General features: G+C 60.5%; 14 protein-coding genes. 3 read left to right on the top strand and 11 right to left on the bottom strand.

The window, feature by feature from the left end; genetic code table 11:
• Position 1: 1 nt before the first annotated feature.
• Complete coding sequence (gene cls, locus ACM6JQ_RS19385; protein WP_007912032.1) at positions 2-1441, top strand: cardiolipin synthase; 1440 nt, start codon at positions 2-4, stop codon at positions 1439-1441.
• A 48-nt stretch (positions 1442-1489) separates the two neighbouring features.
• Here the strand turns inward: cls and cfaB are convergent, their stop codons facing one another.
• From cfaB to hflK (ACM6JQ_RS19345), 8 genes are all read right to left on the bottom strand, one after another.
• Positions 1490-2677, bottom strand: coding sequence for a C17 cyclopropane fatty acid synthase CfaB (gene cfaB, locus ACM6JQ_RS19380; protein ID WP_007912031.1), 1188 nt, complete (start codon positions 2675-2677; stop codon positions 1490-1492).
• An 84-nt stretch (positions 2678-2761) separates the two neighbouring features.
• Positions 2762-3550 (bottom strand): putative DNA-binding domain-containing protein, encoded by a 789-nt coding sequence (locus ACM6JQ_RS19375; protein WP_414894520.1) that lies wholly within the window; start codon positions 3548-3550, stop codon positions 2762-2764.
• Positions 3541-4386 (bottom strand): DUF692 domain-containing protein, encoded by an 846-nt coding sequence (locus ACM6JQ_RS19370; RefSeq protein WP_414894519.1) that lies wholly within the window; start codon positions 4384-4386, stop codon positions 3541-3543. The genes ACM6JQ_RS19375 and ACM6JQ_RS19370 overlap by 10 nt, the downstream gene beginning before the upstream one ends.
• Before the next feature lie 66 nt (positions 4387-4452).
• The gene (locus tag ACM6JQ_RS19365) at positions 4453-4704 is read right to left on the bottom strand and encodes a membrane protein (RefSeq protein ID WP_007912027.1); all 252 of its coding nucleotides are present in this window, start codon (positions 4702-4704) and stop codon (positions 4453-4455) included.
• 110 nt (positions 4705-4814) lie between these two features.
• Positions 4815-6722, bottom strand: coding sequence for a heavy metal translocating P-type ATPase (locus ACM6JQ_RS19360; protein ID WP_414894518.1), 1908 nt, complete (start codon positions 6720-6722; stop codon positions 4815-4817).
• Positions 6719-7768, bottom strand: a complete 1050-nt coding sequence (hflK, locus tag ACM6JQ_RS19355) for a protease modulator HflK (protein ID WP_414894517.1) — start codon at positions 7766-7768, stop codon at positions 6719-6721. Before hflK (ACM6JQ_RS19355) ends, ACM6JQ_RS19360 begins: the two co-directional genes overlap by 4 nt.
• Positions 7765-8811, bottom strand: a complete 1047-nt coding sequence (gene hflC, locus ACM6JQ_RS19350; RefSeq protein ID WP_123376052.1) for a protease modulator HflC — start codon at positions 8809-8811, stop codon at positions 7765-7767. The genes hflK (ACM6JQ_RS19355) and hflC overlap by 4 nt, the downstream gene beginning before the upstream one ends.
• The gene (gene hflK, locus ACM6JQ_RS19345) at positions 8808-10769 is read right to left on the bottom strand and encodes a protease modulator HflK (RefSeq protein WP_414894516.1); all 1962 of its coding nucleotides are present in this window, start codon (positions 10767-10769) and stop codon (positions 8808-8810) included. Before hflK (ACM6JQ_RS19345) ends, hflC begins: the two co-directional genes overlap by 4 nt.
• Positions 10770-10980: 211 nt before the next feature.
• On the opposite strand from hflK (ACM6JQ_RS19345), the gene lpdA reads away from it, so the two are divergent.
• Positions 10981-12381 (top strand): dihydrolipoyl dehydrogenase, encoded by a 1401-nt coding sequence (gene lpdA, locus ACM6JQ_RS19340; RefSeq protein WP_414894515.1) that lies wholly within the window; start codon positions 10981-10983, stop codon positions 12379-12381.
• Positions 12382-12512: 131 nt separating this feature from the next.
• Here the strand turns inward: lpdA and ACM6JQ_RS19335 are convergent, their stop codons facing one another.
• Entirely contained in the window at positions 12513-12986 is a 474-nt protein-coding gene (locus ACM6JQ_RS19335; protein WP_414894514.1) for an Lrp/AsnC family transcriptional regulator, read from the bottom strand.
• Between the two features lie 144 nt (positions 12987-13130).
• Between ACM6JQ_RS19335 and ACM6JQ_RS19330 the strand changes: the two genes are divergently transcribed.
• The gene (locus ACM6JQ_RS19330) at positions 13131-13760 is read left to right on the top strand and encodes a LysE family translocator (protein WP_414894513.1); all 630 of its coding nucleotides are present in this window, start codon (positions 13131-13133) and stop codon (positions 13758-13760) included.
• On the opposite strand, the gene ACM6JQ_RS19325 is transcribed toward ACM6JQ_RS19330, so the two are convergent.
• A complete protein-coding gene (locus ACM6JQ_RS19325) occupies positions 13757-15895 on the bottom strand; it encodes a hypothetical protein (RefSeq protein WP_095113156.1) in 2139 nt (712 codons plus the stop codon). The two genes, ACM6JQ_RS19330 and ACM6JQ_RS19325, sit on opposite strands and share 4 nt — an antisense overlap.
• Complete coding sequence (locus ACM6JQ_RS19320; RefSeq protein WP_414894512.1) at positions 15882-17066, bottom strand: DUF3142 domain-containing protein; 1185 nt, start codon at positions 17064-17066, stop codon at positions 15882-15884. Before ACM6JQ_RS19320 ends, ACM6JQ_RS19325 begins: the two co-directional genes overlap by 14 nt.
• Positions 17067-17090 lie beyond the last annotated feature (24 nt).

Genomic DNA, 17090 nt, shown 5'->3' with positions numbered 1-17090 from the left:
CATGGATTATTTTGGACCGCACATTTTCGGTTATCTGATCGCCCTGATACACACTCTCGGCTTGATCGCCGCCGTTCACGCGGTGCTCACCGTGCGCACGGCTCAAGGCTCGATCGCCTGGGCATTGTCGCTGATCTTCATTCCCTATCTCACGCTTATTCCGTACCTGGTGTTTGGCCGCAGTACCTTTGATGGCTACATCAACGCGCGACGTCAGGCCAACGAACAGATGCGTCAGGCCATCTCCGAACTGAACTGGCGCCCGTGGGTGGAAGAAGCGCTGACCGCGCGCGCCTCGAATGCCTACGCCTCGTTACGCGCAATGCCAAAATTGGGGCGCATGCCGTGTCTGGCGAATAACGAAGTGCAATTGTTGATCAACGGTGCAGCCACCTTTGAGGCGATCTTCCAGGCTATTGATCAGGCGAAGGAAGCGGTGCTGATCCAGTTTTTCATCATCCACGATGATCGCCTCGGTCAGCGCCTGCGTGATCTGCTGCTGAAGAAAGCCGCCGAAGGCGTGGCGATTCATCTGCTCTACGACCGTATTGGTAGCCATGCCCTGCCCCACAGTTATGTGCAGGCGTTACGTGATGGCGGCGTTGAGGTCAAAGCCTTCGCCACGCGCAGCGGCTGGCTCAATCGCTTTCAGGTCAACTTTCGTAACCATCGCAAGATCGTCGTGGTCGACGGCGTGGTGGGATTTGTTGGCGGGCATAACGTCGGCGATGAATACATGGGCGAAAAACCACCGCTGGCGCCGTGGCGCGATACCCATGTAAAAGTACGCGGCCCGGTGGTCGCGTGCATGCAGGAATCCTTTGCCGAGGACTGGTTCTGGGCCGCGCGAACATTGCCTCCGCTGATACTGCCGGACGAATATCCGGACGACGGCGTGCTCTGCCAACTGCTCGCCAGCGGCCCGGCCGATGCTTACGAAACCTGCTCGCTGTTCTTTGTCGAAGCCATCCATGCGGCCACCGAACGCGTGTGGATCACCAGCCCTTACTTCATTCCCGACGAGGCTGTATTTGCCGCATTAAGGTTGGCGGTCTTACGCGGTGTCGATGTGCGACTACTGCTGCCATCGCGTCCCGATCATCGCATCGTTTACGCCGCTTCCAGTCTCTACGCGTTTGAAGCTGTGCGTGCCGGCGTGCGAGTGTTCCGCTATGAGCCCGGTTTCCTGCATCAGAAAGTGGTGTTGATTGACAGTGAGATCAGCGCCATCGGCAGCGCCAACCTGGACAACCGTTCGTTCCGATTGAATTTCGAAGTGATGCTGCTGACCGTCGACAGCGACTTCGCCGCCAGCGTGGAAAACATGCTTATCGCCGATTTCGAGCAAGCCTACGAAATTGCCAAAGAAGAAAGCCGGGAAATCCACCGCCTGCAACAAGTCGGCATGCGGATCGCCCGGCTGATTTCACCGATTCTCTAAAAACCCTCACCCTGACCCTCTCCCAGAGGCAGAGGGGAATATTCAGTGTTAAGGGTTATAGATATCGTCGCGCGTCCATGGCAGTTCATGACTGCCATCCGGATGCGCTTTGACCGCAAGGATCTGGTGCAGATTGATCCAGCCGCGCGCAAACGCATAAGCGCAGCCGGCCAAGTACAGACGCCAGATGCGCAACGCCTGATCCGGCACCAGTTTGCCTGCCGTTTCAAGGTTATCCTCTAGCCGCTCGCTCCAGTGATCCAGCGTGCGAGCGTAATGCAGGCGCAGGCTTTCGACGTCGACAATCTCCAGCCCCGCTTCGCTGATCTCGGCCGAGATCATCGCCAGGTGCGGCAACTCACCGTTGGGGAATACGTATTTCTCGATGAATTCCCCGGCACCGCGTCCCACCGGACGACCATCGGTGTGTTTGGCGGTGATGCCATGGTTCATTACCAGACCGCCCTCCTTCACCGCGCCGAACAGGGTTTTGCAGTACTCGGCGAGATTGGCGTGGCCAACGTGCTCGAACATCCCGACGCTGACTACCTTGTCGAAACGCCCGTCCTGAGGCAGATCGCGATAGTCGAGCAACTGCAGTTCGATCTGGTCTTCCAGGCCTTCGGCCTTGACCCGTTCGCGTGCCAGTTCCAGCTGTTCCTTGCTCAGGGTAATACCGAAGACTTTCGCACCGAATTCGCGCGCGGCAAAGCGTGCCAGACCACCCCAACCGCAGCCGACATCCAGCAAGTATTCCCCCGGCTGCAAACGCAGCTTGAGGCATAGATGACGGAATTTGGCTTGTTGCGCCTGCTCAAGGGTTTCGCTGCCCGTTTCGAAATAAGCGCAGGAATACGCCATGTCGCTGTCCAGCCAGAGCTGGTAGAACGCATTGGACAGGTCGTAGTGATAGGAAATGGCTTTGGCGTCAGTTTCCTTGTCGTGCACCGAACGCACCGGCTGACTGTCGTCATCTTCGCCGAGCAAAGCGTTGCTTAATTCGTCGCAGACCCGGATGACCTCGCTGATCGAGCCCTCCAGCTCAAGTTTGCCTTCAACGAATGCCGCTCCGAGCGCATCCAGGCTTGGATGGGTGAACTGGGTGACCATCTGCGGGTCCTTGACCACGATGGTGACGCTGGGCGCCGGCCCCAGATTGAACTCATGGCCATCCCAGAGTCGCAGGCGAAGCGGAAGCTGCAGATTCTGTAAGGCCGGTGGAAGTTGCGCGAGCATGGAAAATCCCCCTTGTTTCAGACGTCAGATCTGAGGGTAGACCATCCCGGAAAAATAGCAGGCTATCGATTTGATTAGCCTGATCTATCGCTGCAGACGCACCAGCAAACCTTCCTGAATCCACTGTTTCAACCAGGTCACGGCATGAAGTGGCGCGCCCTCACCATAAGTGACTGCTAACTCGGCGCACAGTTCGGCGAAACTCCATCCTTGGTTGAGCAAACCATCGAGGGCCGTCGCCTGCGCCGAATCGAGGCTGCGGTAACTGCAGATCAGCTGGTTGCGCCAAATCAGACAGGCCTGTGGAATATCCAACGCCATGCTTTCAGGGAAGTCTGCTTTTTCCTTCACCGAGCGCCACAGTGCAAGGCTGTTGAAGCGGCACCCCAGCCACTGCAAGGATGGCACCGCTTTGACGCGCAATTCGGGCCACTCCTCCGGGGCCAGGGCCGCCACAGCGTCAATCGTCAGCGGCTCATCGGCGGGTGCATCAAAGGCCAGTGTGAAAGCCCATTCGAGCGCGATCAGCTCGGCCAGCGGCGCACTCTGCTCCGGCACCAGATGCTCGCGGACAAAACCTTCAAAGCCTTTGCCCAACCAGCGCAGGCTGTAATGCGCTGATGGATACCGACGGATGTACGCCATGGCGAGGTCATCGAACTCTTCATCGCCCAGCCAGTGCAGGATCGTCGGAAAGTCATTGCGCAAGACTTCCAGCAACCGCGCTTTGTAAGCGTTGTGATAGATCGCCAGTCCCGTGCCGACATCCAGTGTCGGGCCACCGATCAGGCTCTTGCCCAAGGACAGATTTGCACTGCGGTCTTCATCGAGAAGGAACGTCTCGAACGCCAGTTGCCACTCCTTCAGGCGCATTGCTGCCTCCCGGCCAGAACCTTGTTCCCCAGCTCACGGGCCTTTTGCAGTTCATCGAGCAATTCATCGAAAGGCGGAAAATGATCGTCACGCTCCAGCAACGTGGCCACAGGGCCGAAGTGTTCCAGTGAGCGTTGATAGAGCGCCCAGACCGGATCGCTCACCGGATGGTCGTGAGTGTCGATCACGTAATCGCCGTAGTCACTGTGCCCCGCCAGATGCAGTTGGCGGACTTTGTCGATGGGCAGGCTACTGATGAAGGCCCACGGATCGAAGCCATGATTACGTGAACTGACGTAAACATTGTTCACGTCCAGCAGCAATTCGCAGCCGCTTTCGCGGCTCAGCGCTGCGAGAAACTCCCACTCGGTGAAATCATCCGAGGCAACACGGACATAACTGGAAACGTTCTCCAGCACCAACGGACGCTGCAGAATGTCCTGAACCTGCATCACGCGAGCGGCGATGTAATCCAAGCTTTCTTCGGTGTAAGGCAGCGGCAGCAGATCATGTAACTGATGGGCATTGCCACGGCTCCAGCACAAATGATCGGAGATCCATACCGGCTTGACCCGTTCGGCCAATTGCTTGAGTTGGTTGAGATAGTCAGGGTCGAGGGCATGCGGCCCGCCGATGGACAGGGATACGCCGTGCATCACCAGCGGATAGCGCTCGGCGATAGCGTCGAGGTAATACAGGGCCTTACCGCCCTGCACCATGAAATTTTCCGAAACCACTTCAAACCAGTCGACATCCGGCGACTGCTCAAGGATCTGCTGGTAGTAAGTGCTACGTAAACCCAAGCCGTAGCCCAGGAAGGGAGGGGAAACAGACATGGGGCGAACTCCTGATAAAAAGTGGCCGCAGTGGCGCCAACCACTGCGGCAACACTTGCCGGTCAGTTATTCGCCGACCTTGCCACCGGCTTTTTCACACGCCGCCTGAGTCATTGCCTTAAAGCCCTGGCCTTTACAGGCACCCATGCCTTTGCAGGCGTGGTCTTTGGTTTTGCAGTCGTTCTGGCCTTTGCAGCCGTTCACGCCGTAGCAGTGAACGTTGGCATCGGCGGCCATCGCGTTGGAGGCAACACCGGCGAACATTGTGGCGGCGGCCAAAGCGAGAGCGGCACCAGCAGCAGCGGTCTTGATGGTCATTTTTCTTATCCTCGGTAATCGTCAGGGGTGTCGGCTGGAAGGTTGTTCAGTCCCGACATAGCACTAGAGAGAGCGCCCCCGACGGCGTTACAGAGGATCGAAAAATAATTTCAAAGGTCTTTCTGGAGCTTGAGCAACGGCTCCTGAAAGCGCAGCAAACGCCCGGCATTACCGAGGACCAGCAGCGTGCTGAGGTTGTGCAGCAGCGCGGCAATCATCGCCCCGGCGGCACCCAGCCAGCCGAATGCAGCGAACACGACGATGGCCAGCGTCCAACCCAGACCGATGATCACGTTGACCTGCAACGTCCGGCGGCACTGGCGGCTGAGGCGCACGCAGGTGCCGAGTCGGCGCAGGTCGCTGCCGATCAAGACAATATCCGCCGAGGCCAGCGCGATGTCGGCGCCACCCGCGCCCATTGCCACACCGACCACGCCTGCCTTGAGCGCGAGGGAGTCATTGATGCCGTCACCGACCACCATCGGCCGGAAACCATTGTCGATTTCCTTGAGCACGCGATTGAGTTTGTCCTCGGGCAAGGCCTGGGCTTGGACCTCATGCAAACCGACCTCCTTGGCGAGCGACTGGGCCACGCTTTGACGATCGCCGGTCAGCAGCAATTGCCGTCCGAGCCCCAATTCACGCAATTCGTCGAGGGCGAAACGGGCCTCCGGTTTAACCGTGTCGGCGAGCAACAGCCAAGCGAGGAATTCCCCGTTCAATGCCAGCCCGGCGATGGGGCCATCGTGATCGGGGACCGTTGTCGTGGTGATGCCCAGTTGCGCGAACAATTCTGGCCGACCGAGCGCCGCTTCGCCCTGCCCGGTCATGGCGACTACACCAAGGCCCTGACGCTCGTGAATATCACTCAGCGTTAGACATTGATCCTGACTGACCAACCCGGCGAGCGCACGGCTGACCGGGTGACTGCTCGCCGCGCCGAGGCTGGCGGCAAGCGCCAGGACCACAGACGACTCTGCTTGCGGGCTGTTGATCGACTGCAAGCGTAATGTGCCGTAAGTCAGTGTCCCGGTTTTATCGACGACCAGCGATGTCAGGTCAGCCAGTTCTTCGAGGAACGCCGAACTGCGAATCAAAATCCCGTGACGCGCTGCCACCGCGACACCGGCAATCGCCGTCGCCGGAGCGGACAACACCAACGCGCACGGACACGCTGCCACCAACACCGCAAGCATCGCTTGCGCATCGTTGGTGACGAACCAGGTCACCGCTGCCAGCAACAACACCAGCACCATATAGCTGCCGGCGTAACGTTCGAGCAAACGGGTGATCGGTGGCTTCGAGCGCTCGGCGTTCTGCATCAGCGCGATGACTTTGCCGAGGGTCGACTCGTCGCCAGTGCGGGTCACTTCAATGCGCAGCAGGCCATCGAGATTGATCGCGCCGCCGAACACCGTCATGCCGACAGCCGCCTCGACGGGCACTGATTCGCCGGTAATCGAAGCCGTATCCAGACTGGCCTGGCCGGACAAAACCCGACCGTCCGCCGGCACCCGATCACCGGCGCGCACCTCAACGGTGTCGCCGGATTTCAGCGCGCCGTTGTCCACTTCGATGATCGAACCATCCGCCAGAAGCTTGCGTGCGTGACTGCGCGTCAGTTGGCCAAGCGCATGAATCGCTTCCTGCGAACCGATCACGCTGCGCTCCTCCAGCACATGGCCGAAGATCATGATGATCGGCAGCAGCGCCGCCGTCAGCAGATCGCCGGTGGCCCATGCACCGAGCATGGCCAGGGCAATCAGTTGATCGGTGATGCCGTGCAAGCTTGGATAGCGCAGGCTGTACCACGCCGAACGCATCACCGGGACGGCGACTAATAAAGAAGCAAAACCAAGCAACAACTGACTGACGCCGGTTTGCTCCGGCGACAGCCAACGCCAGATCAAACCCAGCCCCAGAAGACCCAACGCCAGCATCGCCAATGTCAGTTGGCGTGCGGCGCGGCGTTGTTCGGCCGAGGACAACAGGCTCGGTGCAGCGGTCGTCGCAGTCATTTACTGGCTCCCTGAATGATCAGACGGGAATCGTCTTTCGGGTCGACCGTGGTGACCGATCCGGCCTGACCGAGAATCTTCGGCATGCGCTCGCGGTACAGGCGCAGAAGCATTTGCGGGTCGGTGCTGCTGGCCAGACTCGACACCGTGGCAGTGTCAGCCGTGGCTTTGGCCAAGCGTTCACCGGCCTGCGCGTGAGCGAGTTGTAGCGCCCGATCGGCTTGTTCGTTGGAGGTCTGGGTGAGCTTTTCGGCATCGGTACGTGCGTTGGCCACAGCTTTGTCGGCTTGCTGACTGGCCGTCAGCACCGCGTTGAATGCACTGACCGCCGGATCCGGCAGACTCGACTGCACATCGACCCGCGCCACTTCGATCCCGATACCCTGCCCGCTCGCCTTCAACTCGGCCAGACGTTTATTGATGCCTTGGACCAAATCACCGCGCAATCGCTCACGTCGTTCGGCAGCCTGATTGTCAGCGCCGATCAATTCCGGACGCGCGACCAGAATGGTGTCCAGATCCCTGGCGGCAGTCAGTGCCACGGCACTGCGAGTGACCAATCGATCCAGCGCCGGCAACACATGATCGGCCTGCAAGACAAAGTCGTAAGGGTCGGTGACTTTGTAGAACACCCGCACATCCAGCTGCACCACGCCGGCGTCACCGGTCAATAAATAACCAGAGCCGGCCAGAGCATCGCTGAGTGGTGTAGCGAAGGAAGCGACTCGATCAGCCTTGAGTGCCTCATCGCTGCGCAACAGGTTTTCCACCCGACGCTCGATCACCCGATCCGCGGCCGGCAACAAAACCACCTGTTCGAATGGCTGCGGCCAAGCCAACAACAGCCCCGCGTTCTGCACGCGATCCAGTGCACCAAAGTGCAAAACCACCGCACGATTCTGCGGATCGATCTGTCGCACATTGGAAAACGCCCAAGCCAATGCGGCCAACACCGTCACCGCATACAGGGCGAGAAATGCCAAACGACCAGCCTGAATCCACGGGCTGTTCAGCGAATGTGTTCCACGTGGAACTTCTTCACTCATGGCTGCGATCCGGATTTACTGTCGAGTGTTGGTGGGCCATCGACCAGCACGCGAAATGGCGCCGCGTCAGTGCGCAAGATCAGTTTGGTGTCTGGCGTAACGATGGTGCCAAGGGTGTCCAGCGAGCGCAGCAAGTTGTACAGCTGCGGCGAACTGGCGTACGCACGGCCGTAAATCTGCGCGGCTTCAACGCGAGATTGTGCTTCGATTTCTGCAGCTTTCACGGTGGCGTCGGCCTGCACAATTCGCGCATCGCGTTCGGCAGCAGAGCGGATTTGCGCAGCCTCACGCTTGCCGATCGCGGTACGTTCGGTAGCGATTGTTTCACGCTCGGCGCGCATGCGATCGACAGTTGCGGTAAGGGTCACAGAAGGCAAAGTCAAACGCTCGATGCCGACTTGCACAACGCGCACGCCATAGGTGGCGAGCAATTGCTGATCGATCTGCTGACGCAACTGCGCTTCGAATTCAGCGATATGCACCTGACTGGCATCAGTGTTCACCAGGTTCGCCAGATCGAAACTGCTGGCTGTGGTTTCCAGCGCCGAGCCCACGAAGGTGCGAATCTGCCGCGCCGCCTCATCCGGCTGGTTCTGTACCGCGCGCATGAAGCGCTGCACATTGTCCGGATCACCCTGCACCTGCCACGCCACGTAGGCCTGCACGATGATGCGCAAACCGTCGCGGGTACCAACATCCTGCAAGCCGCTGGAGGTGGTGCGCAAACGCAGATCCACCGGGATCGCCGCTTCGAACGGCGCCGGCCAACGCCAGCTCAAACCCGGATCAAGCAGCACCCGCGATGGATTGCCGAAGCGGGTAATCACCGTGGCTTCACCCGAGCGCACTTGCACCAGGCTCGCTGCTGCGATGGCGAACGCAACCAGCAACACCGCCCAGCTCATGCGTCGCCACGGGAAAGGCCCCGCCTCTTCCGGCGCACCGTGGTGATGGTGATGATGTCCGTGATGATGGTGATGTCCACCGTGGCCATGATCGTGGCCGCTGTGATCATGCGGTTCGTGAGTGTGCGACTGGCTCAATGGGCGACTCCTGGTTGAGCGGTGTTGCGCGCGGGCGACGGGTCAGCCGGCAGCGTGAAAGTACGCAGATCGATGGTCGGCGGATTGCTGCTGCCACCCAGACGATGGTCGATTACCAGCAATTTGGCTTTACTCAGGCCTTGGCTGAGCTGACCGAGATATTGCTCAAGCACGAAAGCCTGACCAGCACTGGCATAGGCTTTTTGTTCGGCGCTGAATTTCAGATCCGCCGCCTGCGCCGTAGCACGGGTTTCGCGCGCGTTGGCGCTGGCCTGATCGCGAGCGAGGCTGGCCTGCAATTGCGCCTGATTGCTCGCTTCGGCCGCAGCGCCACGCTCGCGGGAGATCAACGCCTGCGCGCCGATCTGCGCCGCTTGCACGCTGTGGTAGGCATTGGCGGCACCGGCCGGCGGGTGAATGGCTTCGACGACTGTGGCGAGAATCTCCACGCCGCTGTTGAGTTGCTGCAGATCACTTTGCACCGCGCGACCGATCTCCTCGCCCAGTCCGACCCGATCTTCACCGAGCAAACCGTCGAGTGTGCGCGAGGCAAAGTCATGCACCAGAATCCGGCTGGCCGTGCTGCGAATCAGCGTCGGCACATCGGCACTGTTGTAGGTCGCGGCCAGCGCCGCCTGATCAGTCAGGCCTATGCGATAAACGAAGCGCACGTCCATGTTGACGATCTGAAAGCTCTGTTGAGCGCCACGGCTGCTGGCGATGACTTGCGACTTGTCATTGACGTGGCTGGCGTCCCACAAGCGGTTGGCTGTCATCGGCGCAGGGCCTTCGGCAGGATCGGCTTGCAGCGGCGCCGGATTCTCGCCAACGCTGGTGGCCAATTCGTGCACCACACCGTTCTCGACGATCAGCACGCGCCCCAGCGGCCACGGCAAACCCGTGTGCAATCCTGGGCCGAACACCTGCACCGGTTTGCCGAAGCGCTCATAGATGCCACGGCCCTGCAGCGGGATTTCATGAATGCCGGTGAGCAGCCAACCCACCGCTGCGACGAGCGCCAGCACTGGCAGAAACGCTCGGCGCATGAAACTGAACGCCCAGATCTGGCGCAGATCGATGCCAAAACGGTTGTGCAATTCGTGCTGCAACGCGAGAAAAGGCTGGGGTGGCCAACGCAGCATGTCGGTAACAAAACTGCGCGCCAGCAACCTTGGCTCAAGCTGTTCGCGACGTGGGCTAAAAACTGAAAGAACGGCGCGCAATAGCCACTCGATCGCGACCAATCCTGACAAGATACCTATCAGTACAGACACGCGAACTGGCCACACGGCATTCTCGCCAGCGAACAACAAACACAGCGCGCCGAGCACCAGAGTGATGATCGCCACGCGCGTCAGTTGCGCCAATGAACCTGCTTCCGGCCATTGCGCAGGATTCTCCTGAGCCAGTTGTCGCTCAAGCACCAACAAGCCGAACGCCAGCAGTAATGACAGCGCTGCGCCCACAGTGGCGGACAATCCAACGGCTGCGGCGGGCAGCGCCAGGTTCCACACCTGTTCGATACTCAGCGCCACCAGCAACGCCCAGCCAGCCAACCACAGCGTCGCAGCACCGATCAGGCCAAGTGCATGCAAACCCCGCTGGCTGAGGCGATCCAGCATGCGCTCGTACCACCCTTGCGGCGCAGAGCGTTCATCTTCGGCAATCGGCGTCAGCACAACAGGATTGATCACCCGCGCGCGCCATTGCGTCACCCACCACGCAGATTGCATCCCGGCGACCAACACCAGCAGCGCCGCGCTCTGATTGACCAGCAGCGGCAGCCACAATGACTGCGGTGCAAACAGCCCGACGAAAAACGCCAACACCCAGCCCGCCCCGGCCAATCCACCGAGGGCAAACGCCCAACGCCGCAGTCGCCTGCCCTGCGTGGCCGCCTGCTGAAAACGCGGCAGTCCGGTCACTTGCGTGCCATCCACCTCCAGATCAACTTGCATATCACCCCAATATCATTGGCTCACGGTTCATATCGTTACGATATAACGAAAAGCGTGAAATATTCGTACACAATTACGCGTATTCAAAGACGCCCAACCTGTCGCTTGCCTGAAGCCTTGACCGAAAAGCCTCGAAACGCACATATTACGTTCGTAATTTTTATTCAGAACTACTTTTAGCGATCCGCATCCATCCAACAGGAGCAAGCGCATGAGCAACTATGACGTAGTGATTCTGGGCGGCGGCCCCGGGGGTTATAACGCAGCGATCCGCGCCGGCCAGTTGGGCCTCAAGGCCGCTTGCGTGGAAGGTCGTGCGACGCTGGGCGGCACTTGCCTGAACGTCGGTTGCATGCCGTCCAAAGCCCTGTTGCATGCCTCGGAGCTGTACGAAGCGGCGATAGGTGCGGAATTCGCCAACCTCGGCATCGAGGTCAAACCGACGTTGAATCTCGCGCAGATGATGAAACAGAAAGACGAGAGCGTGGCGGGCCTGACCAAAGGCATCGAGTTTCTCTTTCGCAAAAACAAAGTCGAGTGGATCAAGGGCTGGGGCCACATCGACGGCCCGGGCAAAGTCACCGTGACCGACGCTCAAGGCAATAAAGTCGAGCTGACCGCCAAGGACATCATCATCGCCACCGGCTCCGAGCCCACTCCCCTGCCCGGCGTCGAGATCGATAACAAACGCATCCTCGACTCAACCGGCGCGCTGTCTCTGAGTGAGGTGCCCAAGCATTTGGTGGTGATTGGTGCCGGGGTGATCGGCCTGGAACTGGGTTCAGTCTGGCGACGCTTGGGCGCGCAGGTCACCGTGGTCGAATACCTCGATCGCATCTGCCCCGGCGTCGATGGCGAGGCCGGCAAAACCCTGCAACGCTCACTGAGCAAACAGGGCATCGCGTTCAAGCTGAGTTCGAAAGTCACCAGCGCCACCTCTTCCGCCAATGGCGTGCAACTCAGCGTCGAGCCGGCCGCTGGCGGTACGGCCGAGTTGCTTGAAGCCGATTACGTGCTGGTCGCTATCGGTCGTCGTCCGTATACCCAAGGCCTCGGACTGGAGAACGTCGGCCTGAGCACTGACAAGCGCGGCATGCTCGCCAACAAACAGCACCGCACCGAAGCCGCCGGGGTCTGGGTGATCGGCGACGTGACCTCCGGGCCAATGCTCGCGCACAAGGCTGAAGATGAAGCGATGGCGTGTGTCGAGCAGATCCATGGCAAGGCTGGCGAGGTCAATTACGACCTGATCCCCAACGTGATCTATACCAGACCGGAACTGGCCAGCGTCGGCAAGACTGAAGAACAACTCAAGGCCGAGGGCCGTGCCTATAAGGTCGGCAAGTTTCCCTTCACCGCCAACAGCCGGGCGAAGATCAACCATGAGACCGAGGGTTTCGCCAAAGTCCTCGCGGATGAACGCACCGATGAAGTCCTCGGCGTGCACCTGGTCGGCCCGAGCGTCAGTGAAATGATTGGCGAGTTTTGTGTGGCGATGGAGTTCAGTGCCTCGGCGGAAGACATTGCGTTGACGTGCCATCCGCATCCAACGCGGTCAGAGGCGTTGCGTCAGGCGGCGATGAATGTCGAGGGGCTGGCGACGCAGATGTAGGGTTCTGAAATCCAGGTGGCTGAAACACCGCTTTCGCGAGCAGGCTCGCTCCCACAATTGACCGTGTACCTTCTGAAGGACTGCGCTCGAATGTGGGAGCGAGCTGCTCGCGAATGGGGGCCCACCCGTTCTTAAGCGGGAAGATGCCCCAGCGGCAACGCGCCCGGCGTCTTCACCGTGTGAATGGCAAAGTTGCTGCGAATGTCGCTCACCCCCGGCAGCTTCAACAGGCAACCACTGAGAAAGCGGTCATACGCGCGTAAATCCGGCACCACCACTTGCAGCAAAAAGTCCGATTCCCCCGACACCAGAAACGCGGAAATCACTTCCGGCAACGCTGTCACCGCGCGGTAGAACGCCTCGGCCTGCTCATCGTTGTGGCGCTCGACCTTGACCCCGACAAACACCGTCAGCCCCAGCCCGACTTCATCGCGATCAAGATTGGCCTGATAACCGCGAATCACCCCGGCCTCCTCGAGCATCCGCACCCGGCGCAGACACGGTGAGGCCGACAGGCCTATTTCATCCGACAGCTCGACATTGCTCAGGCGTCCGTTGCGTTGCAGCGCCGCGAGAATCTTGCGATCGAAGGCGTCGAGTTTCATGTTTGGCAGATCCCGATAGTCATGCAATGGAAAACCAGCAGATTATGCCAATCAAGAAGGTTTTTGAAGCTGACTTCGCAAGCACCTGCCCCACCCTTCAGCTCTAGACTTGGCGCACCGAATCGACAACGAAAGGGCGGCAACATGGCGAGTCTCTGGCTGTTTTTCCTGGCATTGGCGGTGATCTATCTGTTACCCGGCCCGGACATGATCCTGCTTCTGCAAACCGGTGCGCGACAGGGACGCGGCGCGGCACTGGCCACCGCTATCGGCTTGGGCGTTGCTCGCGGTTGCCACGTGGCGCTGGCGGCGTTGGGGCTGGCCGCGCTGTTCAAGGCTGAACCGTGGACATTCGAGGTCGTGCGTTTGGCGGGGGCGGCGTATCTGTTGTGGATCGGCATTCAATGCCTGCGCAGCACTCTGCTGCCGAGCCTGAATGCGGGTGAGGCTGGTGACGTACACGGGCAATGGCGCGAAGCCGTTCGACGCGGTTTGCTGACCAACCTGCTCAACCCAAAAGCGCTGCTGTTCTGCTCGGTGCTGCTGCCGCAGTTCATCGTCAATGACGGCGCACCGGTATTGAGCCAGTTCGCCGTGCTCGGCATGTTGCTGGTCGGCGTCGGTCTGCTGTTCGACAGCGCCTACGCCCTCACCGGCGCCGCATTGGGTCGTTGGCTGCAACACAGTCCAACCGCCCAACGCGTACAACAATGGCTGTTCGGCAGCCTGCTGATCGGTTTCGCCATACGCCTGACCTTCGTCCAGCAGGCTTAGCTTTTGCGGACCTTGCGCTGGCGACGGGTGATCAGCAGCAATGCCGCAGCGCTGACCAGCACAACCACGCCGATCTGCACCGGCCACTTGTACGGCCGCAGCGATGAACGCACGGCATCCGTGACCTGAGTGACGTAACGCTTGTCAGCGTTTTCGAAATCCGGGTACGGGCACTGATTGCCGAAGTCGACCGCCCACGGGACGAACGGACCTTCCTTGATGTAACGCTGATACAGCGCGCTCTGATCTTCCAGGCTGCTGTTCCAGCCGGCCGCGTTGCACAGCACGGCGGCGAATGCCTGACTGGTGTGCGGCAGGTTGTCAGCGGCGCGCCCGGCCAGTTCGGTGGCGACGAAACGGTAGTGATAGCGCTGATCCGGTTTCGCTTCGCTGGCGGCCTGACGTTGCACCTCGGCCTCGCTCACCAGCGGGCCGACTTTCAGCTCCGTGCTTTCCAGACTGTAGTTGCCACCGAACGTGGCGTAGTCCGGCGCCATCTCATAACCGAGAATATCCATGCCCCATTCACGCGCTGTCCACGCGGCGTTATACAGCGCACTGGCGCGCTTGGTCGGCCACCACGACGCATCGGCCTTCAGCCGTTGTTCGCCGTAGAGGCGAGCCTTGTTTTGCAGGTCGGGATTGTCGAAATAAGCGACCGCGTCGGCGTAATGCCCTTCGCGCAGCAAACGCCGGCCGAGCAGGTTGCGCAGGCTGGCGGCGACCGGCAGCGGCACGTAGTTATCACGCTGCTGTTGAGTCAGCGCGGGCGGAGCCGGGACGTTATCGTCGACGTACTTTTTCAGCTCATCGACGGTCAGTACGCGCTCGGCCACGGTCGCGGCATCGAACCAATAGACACTGTTGCTGCGATACAACTGCACGAAAGCCTGCAGGTACTCGCCACGTTGCAACGCGAGAATCGCGCTTTCGCCCTCGACCCGGCATTTCGGCTGAACCGCTTCAAACGCCCAGTCCGGCGTACGGCGATAACCCCAGTCTTCGCTCTGCGGGAAGGCTTGCGCGGCTTTCGAATAGGCTGCGGCTGCGGCGTTTTTGTCACCGTCACGCACCGCCAGTTTGGCCCGCAGCCACCACGCCAGGCCGCCGTCGCCGGCGTTCTCGAGAAAGGCCTTGGCACCGGCGTAATCACCCTGTTGATAACTCATCGCCGCCAGACGATCCGCGTTTTCGAGGCTGCCGCGGGTACTGTTTTGCAGCAGTTTCACCAGTTTTTTCTCGTTCGGCGGCTCATCGCCAAACGACCAGCCTTGACGGCTCACCAGCGATGCCGTGACCAGTTGCTGTACGGCTTTGTGCTGCAGCAAATCGGCGAGTTCGGCCTCGGGCAACTCCGCCAGTTCATTCATCAATTGCTTGAGCGAGGTGTAACCCACGGCCGAGCCGTGCAGGTTCTGTGCTTCATACAATTCGATGGCGCCGTTCCAGTCGCCCGCCGAGCGTAACACTCGCGCCTCTTCACCGAGGCTGGCAACACCCAACTCCAGCGGATCGCTGAAACCGTCGATGCTCAGTTGCCGGGCTTGGCGGAACGTATCACGCGATTGCTCCAGCGCCTCGACCGCATCCCCGCCTTCGCGGCTCATGGCAAACCAGGTACGGCCCAGCGAATACGCCGCCCACGTGCTGCGCAACGGACGCTGATCTGCCGGCAGCGCCAGCAGCTTGTTGAAATTCTCGACGGCGAGTTGATGATCGCCTGTGGCAAATGCCACCGCACCAGCCACGTACAAGCGGATTTCCGCCGGCAGGCTGGCGCCCTGCGCCTCGACCTGCCGCGCATCGCTCAGACCGCGCAGTTGTTTGATCAACGCTTGCTGCTCAACGCTCAGTCCGGCCTGTTCAGCCTTTTCCCGAGCCTCGGCCGCCGCGTTTTCCTCGCCGTACATATCGTTGGGATTGTGCGTCGCCGCAGTGACATTCTTCAGCCCGGCGATGGTTTTGCCGAGGCGGCTGAGTTCGAAGTTGAAGTTGCCCTCAGGCAGATCCGCGAGGGTCTGCCCACGATTGTCGAGCAGGCGCATGGGGAAATCCGGCCCGCAGGCGAACGCCGAACCCAGCGGCAGGCAGAGGCTCAGGCAGAGCAGATGGCGGGGCCAGTTACGGGTCAACATGCGAACCTCCTTGATCAATATTGGCGCAACGCGCCCAACCGATGACGCGCTGCCCACCCGCCGGCAAGCGGCCGTCGCGCAGGCGGGTGAAGGTAAGCAGATCCGGGCTTTGTTGCAACGAGTAACCGGCGAGCGCATCGGCGCCTTCACAGTTTTTCGCCTTGAGAATGATCCGCGCAGGCCAGGCACTGTCGAGGTTGCCGGGATTGTCGAGTTTGATGTCGTAGAGGCCGTCGAACTCGCTCAGCGTCACGCCGAGCTGACTGTTCAGTTGATCACCCCGTGCGACCGCCGCAAGGGTGGTCAGACTCCAGGCGCGGCGGTCAGTGGCCAGCGGCAGGCGGAACCAGATCAGACCGGCCAGATGCGCCGGTGGGTCTTCGCGCAAGGCCTTGCCAAGTTGGCGCAATTGCTGCGGATCTGCGAGCAATTCCTGGCGCTCACCGCCCCGCTCAAGTTGTACTTCGCTTTCCACCACCGGCGCCCCGCCATCATCCGGCAACAGCGCCACACCGTAAGCCGGCAGCGCGAGAAAAAAAGGTTTGTCGGTAATCCGCGCCCAGGCCTTGGCCCACTTCAACGCCTGATCAGGATCGAACAGACCCCGACGCGGATCGCTGACGGCGTGGACTTGCAGCACGCTGCTGTCGACGGTTTGCAGGAGTGTCGGCAATTGCGCACTGTCGAGCCAGGCCGGAAGTGCCGTGATGCTCAAAGGCAGAGACGTCGGCAATGCCGAGCGCAAATGTTCGAGGAATTCAGCGTAGGCCGGCAAACGTGCGTTACCGGCATCGTGATCAATCTCGATGCCGCTCAATACAAGACCTTGCGCCTGCCAATCGGCAAGCACCTGCAGAATCTGCGTGGTGAGCTGATCCTGATCCAGCGCCTTCAACTGCCCATCGAGACGAATCACTGCGATCAAAGGACGGCCGTCGGCTATCAATAACGGCGCATCGATCCGCGCCCGGCTCCATCCGGCATTTGGAAAGGCTTGCAGCGCCAGCACGCGCAGCGTCGAGAAATCCTGGCGACTGTCACGCAGCGCTACCGCGTGGGCCGGCGTCCACTGGCGTTGCCAGATGTAGAGTTGTTGGTCGAGAGGGCGCGCGTCGTGTTGCTCGCAACCCGCGATAACGATGCCCAAAAACAGACCCACAATAAACCGCATACCTTCCAGCCCCCTGACACCACA

It is taken from the genome of Pseudomonas sp. IT-232MI5 (assembly GCF_949767845.1).
Classification (GTDB): Bacteria; Pseudomonadota; Gammaproteobacteria; order Pseudomonadales; family Pseudomonadaceae; genus Aquipseudomonas.
This window is presented reverse-complemented; position numbering and strand designations above follow the sequence as displayed.

What these genes read in the sequence shown, in the direction of transcription:
- ACM6JQ_RS19365 (WP_007912027.1), bottom strand. Translation starts at nt 4,704, where the DNA reads ATGACCATCAAGACCGCTGCTGCTGGTGCCGCTCTCGCTTTGGCCGCC.
- ACM6JQ_RS19360 (WP_414894518.1), bottom strand. Translation starts at nt 6,722, where the DNA reads ATGACTGCGACGACCGCTGCACCGAGCCTGTTGTCCTCGGCCGAACAA.
- cls (WP_007912032.1), top strand. Translation starts at nt 2, where the DNA reads ATGGATTATTTTGGACCGCACATTTTCGGTTATCTGATCGCCCTGATA.
- ACM6JQ_RS19325 (WP_095113156.1), bottom strand. Translation starts at nt 15,895, where the DNA reads ATGTTGACCCGTAACTGGCCCCGCCATCTGCTCTGCCTGAGCCTCTGC.
- ACM6JQ_RS19330 (WP_414894513.1), top strand. Translation starts at nt 13,131, where the DNA reads ATGGCGAGTCTCTGGCTGTTTTTCCTGGCATTGGCGGTGATCTATCTG.
- ACM6JQ_RS19370 (WP_414894519.1), bottom strand. Translation starts at nt 4,386, where the DNA reads ATGTCTGTTTCCCCTCCCTTCCTGGGCTACGGCTTGGGTTTACGTAGC.
- hflK (WP_414894516.1), bottom strand. Translation starts at nt 10,769, where the DNA reads ATGCAAGTTGATCTGGAGGTGGATGGCACGCAAGTGACCGGACTGCCG.
- ACM6JQ_RS19375 (WP_414894520.1), bottom strand. Translation starts at nt 3,550, where the DNA reads ATGCGCCTGAAGGAGTGGCAACTGGCGTTCGAGACGTTCCTTCTCGAT.
- hflK (WP_414894517.1), bottom strand. Translation starts at nt 7,768, where the DNA reads ATGAGTGAAGAAGTTCCACGTGGAACACATTCGCTGAACAGCCCGTGG.
- lpdA (WP_414894515.1), top strand. Translation starts at nt 10,981, where the DNA reads ATGAGCAACTATGACGTAGTGATTCTGGGCGGCGGCCCCGGGGGTTAT.
- ACM6JQ_RS19320 (WP_414894512.1), bottom strand. Translation starts at nt 17,066, where the DNA reads ATGCGGTTTATTGTGGGTCTGTTTTTGGGCATCGTTATCGCGGGTTGC.
- cfaB (WP_007912031.1), bottom strand. Translation starts at nt 2,677, where the DNA reads ATGCTCGCGCAACTTCCACCGGCCTTACAGAATCTGCAGCTTCCGCTT.
- ACM6JQ_RS19335 (WP_414894514.1), bottom strand. Translation starts at nt 12,986, where the DNA reads ATGAAACTCGACGCCTTCGATCGCAAGATTCTCGCGGCGCTGCAACGC.